Source organism: Nocardia terpenica (assembly GCF_013186535.1).
In the GTDB taxonomy this organism is placed as follows: Bacteria; Actinomycetota; Actinomycetes; order Mycobacteriales; family Mycobacteriaceae; genus Nocardia; species Nocardia terpenica.
In genome coordinates, this window is sequence record NZ_JABMCZ010000004.1 from 134,640 (window position 1) to 145,150 (window position 10,511).

9 protein-coding genes are annotated in these 10,511 nt (G+C 67.8%); 4 read left to right on the forward strand and 5 right to left on the reverse strand.

Features of this window, described 5'->3' with window-relative positions:
• The first annotated feature begins 38 nt into the window (after positions 1 to 38).
• Positions 39 to 911 (forward strand): alpha/beta fold hydrolase, encoded by an 873-nt coding sequence (locus HPY32_RS33430; protein ID WP_067590002.1) that lies wholly within the window; start codon positions 39 to 41, stop codon positions 909 to 911.
• Positions 912 to 915: 4 nt separating this feature from the next.
• Here HPY32_RS33430 and HPY32_RS33435 read toward each other — a convergent pair whose 3' ends face one another.
• Positions 916 to 2,310 (reverse strand): WS/DGAT/MGAT family O-acyltransferase, encoded by a 1,395-nt coding sequence (locus HPY32_RS33435; protein WP_067595973.1) that lies wholly within the window; start codon positions 2,308 to 2,310, stop codon positions 916 to 918.
• Between the two features lie 200 nt (positions 2,311 to 2,510).
• Here HPY32_RS33435 and HPY32_RS33440 point away from each other — a divergent pair, with 200 nt between their 5' ends.
• Complete coding sequence (locus tag HPY32_RS33440; protein WP_082871521.1) at positions 2,511 to 3,161, forward strand: cutinase family protein; 651 nt, start codon at positions 2,511 to 2,513, stop codon at positions 3,159 to 3,161.
• Positions 3,162 to 3,167: 6 nt separating this feature from the next.
• Here the strand turns inward: HPY32_RS33440 and HPY32_RS33445 are convergent, their stop codons facing one another.
• Both HPY32_RS33445 and HPY32_RS33450 read right to left on the reverse strand, forming a co-directional pair.
• Complete coding sequence (locus tag HPY32_RS33445) at positions 3,168 to 4,862, reverse strand: bifunctional metallophosphatase/5'-nucleotidase (protein WP_067590000.1); 1,695 nt, start codon at positions 4,860 to 4,862, stop codon at positions 3,168 to 3,170.
• Positions 4,863 to 4,951: 89 nt separating this feature from the next.
• Positions 4,952 to 6,079 carry a helix-turn-helix domain-containing protein gene (locus HPY32_RS33450; protein ID WP_067589997.1) on the reverse strand — a complete coding sequence of 376 codons (1,128 nt, stop codon included), beginning with the start codon at positions 6,077 to 6,079 and terminating at the stop codon, positions 4,952 to 4,954.
• Between the two features lie 475 nt (positions 6,080 to 6,554).
• Between HPY32_RS33450 and HPY32_RS33460 the strand changes: the two genes are divergently transcribed.
• On the forward strand, positions 6,555 to 6,803 hold the full coding sequence (locus HPY32_RS33460; RefSeq protein WP_067589994.1) for a hypothetical protein: 249 nt from the start codon (positions 6,555 to 6,557) through the stop codon (positions 6,801 to 6,803).
• Positions 6,800 to 6,958, forward strand: a complete 159-nt coding sequence (locus tag HPY32_RS33465; protein WP_156674533.1) for a hypothetical protein — start codon at positions 6,800 to 6,802, stop codon at positions 6,956 to 6,958. The genes HPY32_RS33460 and HPY32_RS33465 overlap by 4 nt, the downstream gene beginning before the upstream one ends.
• Before the next feature lie 139 nt (positions 6,959 to 7,097).
• Here the strand turns inward: HPY32_RS33465 and HPY32_RS33470 are convergent, their stop codons facing one another.
• Both HPY32_RS33470 and HPY32_RS33475 read right to left on the reverse strand, forming a co-directional pair.
• Complete coding sequence (locus tag HPY32_RS33470) at positions 7,098 to 9,134, reverse strand: SDR family oxidoreductase (RefSeq protein ID WP_067589991.1); 2,037 nt, start codon at positions 9,132 to 9,134, stop codon at positions 7,098 to 7,100.
• A 339-nt stretch (positions 9,135 to 9,473) separates the two neighbouring features.
• Entirely contained in the window at positions 9,474 to 10,151 is a 678-nt protein-coding gene (locus tag HPY32_RS33475; protein ID WP_067589988.1) for a biliverdin-producing heme oxygenase, read from the reverse strand.
• Positions 10,152 to 10,511: the final 360 nt, after the last annotated feature.

The following is a 10,511-nucleotide window of genomic DNA, read 5'->3' on the forward strand; positions in this document are numbered from 1 at the left end:
GGGGGCCGTGGGGTGGGGACGGCGGCGCGAGTCGGCGGATGGATCGTCGTCTGGGTGAACGTATTTCGCGGCTGACCGCGGTGCCTGCGGGGCGGATGGTCGAGTTGGTGGGGCGGGGGAGTACGTATCTGGTGGAGTTGACGGGGCCGGTCGGTGCGCCGACGGTGATCCTGTTGCACGGGGTGGCGACTACCGCCATGTTGAATTGGTTTCCCGCGCTGGCCGAATTGGCGCTGCGGTATCGGGTGGTGCTCTACGACCAGCGGTGGCACGGGCATGGGATTCGTTCTCCCCGTTTCGATCTCGACGAGCTCGCCGATGATGTGGTCGCGGTCGCCGATGCGGTCGGAGTCGAGAAGCCGCTGCTGGCCGGGTATTCCATGGGCGGTATCGTCGCTCAGCTTGTCGCGCGGCGGCATCCGGAGCGGGTCGGTGGGCTCGTGCTGTGCGCCACCACCTACCGATTCCAGGACAAGTGGCGGGAACGCGCCTTCCACCGCGTCGCGGGCGCGCTGGGTACCGCACTGGCGCAACCGATGTCGCGCCGCGTCGCGCGGGCGAGCCGTCGCCTTCCGGCGCTGCCGCGGACCTCGTGGGAGAGCGGGCGCATGGATCGGTGGGCGCTGGGTGAGCTGCGGGCCACCAGTGGCTGGGCCATCGCGCAGGCCGTGGCCGAGCTCGGCCGCTTCGATTCGTCGCCGTGGCTGCCGACGCTGCGGGCGCCGACGGCCGTGGTGATCACCACCCGGGACCGGGCGCTGCCGGTCTATCGGCAACTGGAACTGGCGCAGCTGATTCCGGGCGCGGAGATCTTCCCCGCCCGGGCCGGGCACGCCGCGTGCGTCCTGGAGGCCGACGTGTTCGTCCCGGCGCTCCTGGACGCCTGCGCGGCGGTCGCCGACCGGCGGTGATCGATCAGCGTCGCGCGGCCTTGCGCAGGTCGGCAATGGCGTCGTGCACCGCGTGGGCCAGCTTCTCGATATCGGGCACCAGCTCGCGGCAGCCGATGAATCCCACATCCAGGTGCCCGCCCGAGGACAGCACCGTCGCATTCAGCCCCGCGCCGTGGAACACCGGCCCGAACGGATACATCGAATCCACCCGGTAGCCCAGGAAATACAGCGGCGCCTGCGGCCCGGGCACATTCGAGATCACCAGGTTGTGCACCACCGGATGCCGCTCGGCCAACTTGAACGAAGAATACACCCGCGCCGCCACCTGGAAGGTGTTCGGCGGCGCGTAATGCGCCCAGTCCTGAAGGAAATCCGCGCCGAGCAGATCGTGCTCCTCCTTCGCGCCGCGATTGGCCTCCGCGATCAACCGCACCCGCCGCACCGGATCGGCCACCTCGGTGTACAGGCGGCAGAACAGCGTCGACACCTTGTTGACACCTCGCTCGTGCCGACTCGTCGCGTGCACCGACACCGGCACCGAGGCGATGAGCGAATCGTCGGGCAGTTCGTCGCGATCGGCCAGATACTCCCGCAGCGCGCCCGCGACCACGGCCAGCACCACATCGTTGACCTTCACCCCGAACGCCGCCCGAATCTCCTTGATATCGGCCAGCTCCGCCTGGGTGAACGCGATCGCCCGGTGCCCGGTGATGGTGCGATTGAACGGGGTGCGCGGCGCGGTGAACGGAATCGCCATGCCCTTCTCGTCGTTTCGCCGCCGCCGCACGAGACCGCCGACCGTGGCGAGGGTCTTGGGCAGCATTCCGACGACGCCGAACTTGGCGGGAAACCGCGCCAGCCCCTCGGCGGTCAGCAGGAGATCGTTCGGCGCGGCCACCGGGTGCGGCTGCGAATCCTCCGGCTCCGGATAGCGCACGCCCGGCTGCAGATCGCACAGGTGCGCCATCACATTGGTGCCGGTGACGCCGTCCATCGCGGCGTGGTGATATTTCGCGATGACCGCGATCCGTCCGTCCGTCAGCCCCTCGGCCACCCACATCTCCCACAGCGGCCGCCCCCGATCCATCTGCTGCGCAGCGATATCCGCGACCAACTCGGCCAGCTCGCGTTCACCGCCCGGAGACGGGATGCCGACCCGATGCACGTGATAGTCCAGATCGAAGCTCGGATCCTCGACCCACACCGGATGATCGAGATCGAACGGCACCCGGTGGATGCGGCGGCGCATGGTCGGCACCAGGTGCAGCCGCCGCCCGAGTTCCTGTTTCAGCGCGGCGAATTCGTACGGCTCGCCGCCGGTCGCGGGGTCCAGCAGCACCAGCGCGCACACGTGTAGCAGCTGGGTCTCGGTCTCCAGGTAGAGAAAGCTCGCATCGAGTCCGGTCATGCGCTCCATCACGCCAGCCTATGAGAACGCGTTCTAGAAAGTGGGCCGATTCGAGGGGTGATACAAATACGCCGCAATTGGGTATCTCTCCAGCAGAGTTCGTTGCCGTCCCCCTCGATCGCCTCTTACCTTGGGCCATATAGCGGCCGGGACAATAGTCTCTGACAAGAGTCACTCGGCCCCTCACAACGGCGTGAGAGGTGAGAATCATGGGCGACCGAAAGGTGTTGCCGTTCAGGATATGTCGTATCGCCGGGGTATTCGCCGCCGCACTCGTGGCGGGCATGCTGTCTCCGGCGCCGCAGGCCGCCGCACAGGGGTGTGCGGTCGTGGATGTGGTGGTGGCCAGGGGAACTCAGGAACCCGGGTACCTCGGCAGCGAGGTCGGTGATCCGTTGCTCGCGGCGCTGCGGGCGGTGCTGCCGACCAGCGTGAGCGCCTACCGCGTCGACTATCCGGCCGATCTGAGCAACCCGGGCTCGGTGGGCGAGGGTAGCGCGGATCTCGTTGCGCACGTGGCGGATCGGGCCGCGGCCTGTCCGGGGCAGCGGTTCGTGCTGGTCGGCTACTCGCAGGGCGCGGTGGTGGTGCACACGGCGCTGGGCACCGGGGTCACCGACGCCATCCCCGGCGCGGTCCGGATGGACGGCGACCTGGGTTCGCGGGTGGCGGCGGTGCTGCTGTTCGGCGATCCGCTGCGGCTGATCGGCCAGACCGTGCCCGGCGAATTTCTCGGCGAGACCGGAAACTACTGTGCGCCGGGCGATCCGGTGTGCGCCGGGGGCGGCAACCCTGCGGCGCACCTCGCCTATGCCGGAAGCATCGGGGCCGCAGCGAATTTCGTGGCGTCGCGGTTGTAATCGGGGTCAGCGCCGCTGAATTCGGCTCGCCGGGGGCTGAACCGGGCCGTGCGATGCCAGATACGATGCGAGCGCGTCGAGATCGGTCGGGCCGGTGGCGGTCTGCCGCCCCTGGGTGAAGGCGGTGAACCCGTCCCCGCCCGAGGCGAGGAAGTTGTTGGTCGACACCAGGTACACCGCAACGGGATTCAGCGGCTGCCCGCCGATGCGCACGCTGTCGGCGATCACCTTGTGCCCCTTCGGCGCGGCGTCGTCGTAGGCGTACTCGATGCCCGCCACCGACAGCACCGACGGCCGGGTCGGGTTGTCCCACTGCTGTTCCAGCACGGCCAGCAGCTGCCGACCGGTGAGGCTGACGCCGACCACCTGATTGCCGAACGGCTGCACGGTGTAGGCCTGCTCGTAGGTGATGTTGCCGCCGCTCAGATCCGCCCGCACGCCACCGGGATTCATGAGCGCCGCCACCGCCTGCTGCGGGGCCAGCGCGGCCAGCATCGAATCGGCGATCACGTCCCCGAGCGGCGAATCACCCGCCGGGGACCCCTCGTTGGGCAGCGGCCCGGTCGAGCTGCCGATCACCCGCTTGCCGCGCGGCTCGGCCTGGGCGGTGAAGAAGTCGACCAGCTTCGCCGCACCCGGATCGGGCGTGATGTCATGGGTGACAACGCGATTCACGGCCTTCGCATCGACCTTGCCGTCGTGGAAGCGCAGCGTGATATCGGTGATCAGGCGGCCGTAGGAGGCCGCCTGGGTGACCACCTTGCCGTCGATGGTGCAGTTGTACGCCTGATGGGTGTGGCCGGTGATCAGCACGCGCACCGCGGGATCGGTGCGCTTGGCCAGATCGTTCACCGCTGAGCCGACGTCGGTGCAGCCGTTGTAATCGACGGGGCCGCCGTGGGTCTGCTGCGCGCCGCCGTCGTGCAGCAGGGCGACAACGGTTTCCGCGCCCGCCGCCTCGATCTGCGGGACGTACTTGTTGATCGCGTCGACCTCGTCGCCGAAGGTGTAGCCCCGAATGCCCTCGGGCATAACGATATTCGCGGTGGTCGGGGTCACCACACCGACCACACCGATCTTGTGCCCGCCCACGTCGATCATGGTCCACGGACGCATGGCGGGCGGCAGCTGGCCGTTGGCGTCGGTGACGTTCGCGGCCAGATACGAGAACTTGGCCCCGGTGAAGGGCTCGCCCGGCGAGCAGCCGTCCAGGGCGCACCCACCCTGCTGCAGCCGCGCCAATTCCCGAACGCCGTGGTCGAATTCGTGATTGCCGACCGAGGAGGCGGCCAGTCCCACCGAATTCAGGTACTCGATGGTCGGCTCGTCGTGGAACAGCGCCGACACCAGCGGGCTGGCACTCACATTGTCCCCGGCCGAAAGAATCGCACTCGCCGGATATTTCGCCTTCAACCGAGCCAGATGAGCACTGAGATAGGCGGCCCCGCCCGCCACATAACTACCGACATGACCGTTACTACCGGTCGGCGGCTGCAGATTCCCGTGCAGATCATTGATCCCGAACAGATGCACCTCACCCGGCCCCGCGGCAGGCAGATTGTCGGTGGACACCAGCGGCACCCCACCCGCCTTGGCCGTGGTCGTCGGCGCACCCCCGCTCCCTGCTCCGCCGCAGCCTGCCAGTAGGACCACACTCAGCAGCGCGGCACCGATCCCGAGAGCACGTGAACGAGCTTCCATGGGAAACGACTCTGACAGATCGGATTGGCGGGCGCACAGCGGGTAGGTGAATTCGGGGCATATCGGGCGTGCGCAAGCCTCGCTGGGGGCTAGATCTTGGCCGGTCCCTCGATCTCGGTCATCAGCATCCGCAACGTCAGTGAATGTTTTTCCGGCGGGAGCGCGTCGAGGGCCGCGCGTGCGGCGGTTACGCCTCGGGCTCTGTCTCCGGCGCGAACGAGCATCAGACCCTCGTGCATGTCCAAGTGGGTCCCGAACCGTGGCAGCTCGGCGGGCAGCTCGCGCCTCGCGTCGGTCTGCGCCCGGATCGCGAGCCGTTCATCGCCCAGCCGTGCCGCGAGGAGGGACAGAAACACATTGACTCGCCACCACGGGACCGCATAGTCGGATGTCTGTTCCTCCGAGTAGGACCGGTCGAACTCGCGGCGACCGGAGTCGATCAAGGTGCGCGCCGTCACGGTGTCGCCCTGCAAGGCGGCGGCATGCGCATTACCCCAGAGGGCATTCAACCGTCCGAGGCTGTGCCGGTCCGATACGGCCAGGGCTTGATCAGCGAACTCGCGGGCGACGGGCAGCGATGCACCCTCATACCCGAGCGCGATGGCGGCCCGGCCACGAACCCACACCCGGATATCGGTATCGTCGGAGCGGTCGGCAGCCTCGGCCGCCATGCGATACCACGAAATCGCCTTGTTCCCATCGGAACCCGGATAGGTCTTGGCGAACAGCGTCATCAGCCGGGCCGCGACCGCCCACATGCGCGGCGAGTCGAGCTGCTGCTGCAACACCACGAGATCGGCAGCCAACCGGCGTTGGATATCGGCCGCCCCCTGGCTCATATAGTCAGTACCGTATTGCGCGAGCTTGCCTTCCCACCCCTCGACACTCGGTCGTGCCGAATGCAGACGCGACGAAAACCCTTGCGACAGCAGGTCGGACGCCACCACAGGAGCAATCGAGGTAGCAGCGAGATGCGATAGAAACTCCCGACGGTTCACGTCCGCCTCCAAAACACTCCGCGGACAATCCAACACCGTCGCCAGGTGGCGCAGCCAGAACGGCGACGGCTCGGTCCTGCCCGACTCCCAATGCCGCGAGATGTACTCACGGGTCATGTTGAAACCCGAGACCTTCGACAACTCGCTGGCGAGCTTGCCTTGGCTCCAACCCTTCGCAAGGCGAAGCTGTTTGATCAATGCCCCTACGGACGCCGACATACCACCAAGCCTGCCATCTCTTCCACCGCTACGAGCTCCCACGCGCCAGATGCCACCCCCATGCCACTAGCGGCATCAGGAACCGAATCGACGCCTGCACAGCAGTCCCGACATGCCACCCTCCTGCCACTCCTACCCAAGGCAGGGCAGGCGGGACGCTCGAAGTAGGCCCGACTCCGGGACGATTTCACGCCGGCTCCCCCGACGTAGGGCCGTACCAATCCACGGACCAGGGGGTTACCGAATGGGAACAGGAACGGTCGCCGAATCGGAAGTGCTGGGAGTGCTTGCGCCCGGCGGCATGCTGACCGCCGGGCAGATTGCGGCGCAGGCTCAGCTGACCAGTTGGGCAGCGCGGCGGGCAATAGGGCAGTTGGAATCTCGTGGATTGATAATGACGAACCCGTACCGGGCTCGCTGGTCGATCACACCGCGCGGCAGGAATCTGGCTGTTGCCACGAAGGGGCGATAGCCCGTGGGCGACATGGACGACGAAGACGACGTTCCAGCGACGTTCCAGCAGGCATGGCTGGCCGACCTGGCATTCTACGATCGGTTCTTTCCCGATCGGGCCGCCGCGCTCCGCGAGGAAGGGCCGCCACCGCCGATGAAGGCGGATGGGTACTGGGGCAGGTATGCCTATTGCAAGCATCACGCGGCGACTGATCCGGAAGCGGCAGCGGAGTTCGAGAAGCTGAAATCTGAAGGGCCACCGAAGGAATGAGCGACTGGGGCGCGCTCGGACTGCTGTTGCTGGCATCGCTGGCGGTGTCGGTCGTTGTGTACCTGGTGGTTGTGCTGTGGCCACAGCGGCTACCGAAAGACTGCTCCGTACAAGAGATTCGGCGGCGTATCGAAGAGGAGGACACCGGTGAGTAAGCCGTCCGCGTTCTGTGGGCTGGCAGTGGTAGATGACCAGAATTGGCGAAATTACATGCGGTACAGCATTTCTTGCCTCGGGTTCATCTGTCCTGTTGCGCCCGCCGGGCCGGTGGGATCACCGGCCCGGCGCGCGGAATTACCAGTGCAAACCCGGGATTCGGTTGGCGATGCGGGCGGCGGGGGTGGGGAGGCCCATGAGGGGCTGGACTACCGGGGCCAGGGCGAGGAGGGGGCTGCGATTCTTCGTGGGCTCCGGCGTTGCTCGGTCGTCGGATGTTGGAGTGGGTTTCGGCTCGGTGGTTTGGGCCGCTGGGGATTCGCCGAACATGTGGAAGCCCTGGGCGAGGATGGATTTCTTTACCGAGGGCATGAGGGTGTCGACGAATTGGGCGAAGGTGCCGATGGGGGTGTCTATGCGGGTGGGGCGTTCTTCCAGGGCGCGCAGGACGATGTCGGCGGCCTGGGCGGGGGTGTGGACGGGGATGGAGCGGTACAGGTCGGTGGGGGCGATCATGGGGGTGCGGACCAGGGGCATCCGGACCGAGGTGAAGGTGATTCCCGCGTCGGCGTTTTCGACCGCCGCGATTTCGCTGAAGGTGTCCAGCGCCGACTTGCTCGCCACGTAGGCCGCGAAGCGGGGCACCTTGGTCTGCACCGCGATCGAGGAGATGTTCACGAAGTGCCCGAACCGGCGCTCGCGCATGGACGGCAGCAGCGCCAGGATCATCCGCACCGCGCCGAAGTAGTTGACCGCCATGGTCCGCTCGAAATCGTGCATGCGGTCGGTGGAATTGAGCACCGAGCGGCGGATCGAGCGGCCCGCGTTGTTGACCACGTAGTCGACGTGCCGATGGTCGGCCAGCACCTGCTTGACCAGCACCTCGACCGCCTTCTCGTCGGTGATGTCGCACGAGTACGCCTGTGCCGCACCGCCTTCGGCGCGCACCGCGGCGGCCGCGGCCTCCAACTCCTCGACATTGCGGGCGACCATCAGCACCGTGGCCCCGCGCCGGGCGACCGCGTGCGCGGTGGCCAGCCCGATACCGGAGGACGCGCCCGTGATCAGCACGATGCGGCCCCGCAGCCGGTCGCCGCTCTCGTCGCGGCGCGCCCGGTCCGGGTCCAGATGCGCGCGCCAGTACCGCCACAGCGTCTCGGCGTAGGCGTGGAACGGCGGCACCGTGATGTCGCTGCCGCGCAGCTGGGCGCGGGTGGAATCGGAGACGAACTCCGACTCGAACGCCACGTGCGGCGCCACCTCCGCCGGAATTCCCAGCTGCTGCAACAGGAAATCGCGCACGACCGGCACGCCGGGCAGCCGGCCCAGGGCGTGCAGGGCGCCGTGGCTGCCCGGCACCGGCCCCAGCCCGGCGGGCGCCCCGGCGGCGCGGGCGAGCGCGCCGTAGATGTCGCTGAACGGCTGCGGCCGCGGATTGACCAGGTGGAAGGTGCGCTTGTCGAGCCCGGGGCGGCCGATCAGCTCGACCATCGCGGCGGCCACGTAGTCGACCGGGACGATATTGGTGGCGCCCAGATCCGGCAGCGGCAGCGGCAGTTCCGCGGGCAGCGCCGCCAGGCGCGCGATCGCGGGGAAGAAGTAGTACGGCCCGTCGATCTTGTCCATCTCGCCGGTGCGGGAATCGCCGACGATGATCGCGGGCCGATACACCCGCCAGCGCAGGTCCTTCGCCTCGCGCACCAGCTTCTCCGCGGCGAACTTGGTGCGATGGTACGGCGAGGTGAGATTCTGGCCGAGGTCGAAATCGTCCTCGAAGAACTGTCCTTTGTGGTCGCCCGCGACGGCCACCGACGAGACGTGGTGCAGCATGGCGCCCAGGTCGACGGCCAGGCCGATCACCGCGCGGGTGCCGCCGACATTGGCGGCGTAGGCCGTTTCCTCGTCGGCGGTCATGTCGTAGACCGCGCCCAGGTGCACGACGTGCTCGGCGTGCGGCGGATCGTCGTGCAGCCCAAGGTTTTCCGCGGCCAGATCGCCGATCAGCGGGAACACCCGGTCCTCGGCGCCCCAGCGCGCGGCGAGCTCGGCCAGCTTGGCCGCCGACGCCTCGCGCACCAGCACGTGCACCACCGCATCCCGGTCGCGGGCCAAGAGCCCCTCGACCACACGCCGGCCCAGAAAACCGGTACCACCCGTCACGATGTACGCGACCATCGCCCCTCCTGCATCTCGAACCCGTTGTCGCACAACACAACCCGCCTATGGGCGAGCTGGCTCGTCCGACATGCGTCGGTGGATGCGGACGTGATGGAATCGGCCCCTTAACAGAAGTCGGGCCGAGGTAGGAACACCTTCGTGCCTAACTGGTGAGTAACTTTAGCGGCGCGTCGGTTGTGCGCGCAACCAATCGGCGCTCCCCGCGGTGTGGGACGTGTCACCACCTGGGAGCGCCGATCGGTATGTGTAACAAAGGGTTTGATGTAATCCGTAAAGGTAGCCGGTAACCCGTGGGCAACCAGCCGAGTGCGTCGCCGGAACGACGGATGTCGCCGGTCAGCCCCGGCGGCGAATCGGGAACTCCGCGGCCAACTCTCGGAACATCGCGGTGTTGAAGGCGAAGGCGCGCTGGCACTCGCCGAGCACGCGCTGCTTCTCCAGATCGTCGACCGCGAGCCGGTCCAGCAGTTCGCGGTATTCGCGTTTGAACGCCGCCGGATTCGGGATCTGGTCGAAGACGTAGAAGCGGACGCCGTCGCCGCGCTTGGGCAGCTGCCACAGCTTCTCGGCGGTGCCGCGGATGACCTGACCGCCCGACAGGTCGCCGAGATAGCGGGTGTAGTGGTGGGCGACGTATCCGGCGGGCCACTGCCGGGCGCACTCCTCGATGCGGGCGGCGTAGGCGGCGGTCGACGGCAGCGCCTGCACTCCGGCGCGCCAGTCCGCGCCGCCGAGGTGGGCGAGGTCGTCCTCGAGGTGGGCCAGCCGGGCGAGTTCCGGGCGGACGAACGGCCCCGCGACCGGATCGTCGGCCAGTGTGTCCCAGTGCGTCTCGAGCGCTCGGTACACATGCCAGAGCTGACCGGTGTATCGATAGAAGGCGTCCACGCCCAGGATTCCGCCCAGCATGTCGCTCATGAACGTGGAGTTCTCCGCGTCCGCGTGCTGCCGCTCGGTAGCGGTGCGGATCTGCGCCGAGAACGGCACGGTCGTCGGCGGGGCGGTGTCCGGCATGTGAAGGCTTCCTTGCTGCGGCTCGAGGTGTGACTTTGGGTTACCTAACTTCGTCTTCGACGATACCGGCCGCGGTGATCGCCGGAATCAAACTTTCGGACGACCCGGGCTCCACCGTCGGGCGCGCGCCCGTGAGAATGATCACCGGACATTCGTTCCCAGCTCATTCGCAGGATAAGGTGCGGGGCCGCTCAGGATGTGCCGCTGTGCTGGAGATGTCTGCGTCGTCGGCGGGTCGGCGGGGTGGGAGCGCGCCGCGGTGTCGGGGCGATCGCCAGCCCCCTCGACCGCCGCGTCGGCGCGGGCGGCTAACCAGTCGTGGCCGTTCGCCGATGTGCTCGGTGTCGGCCAGGAACCAGA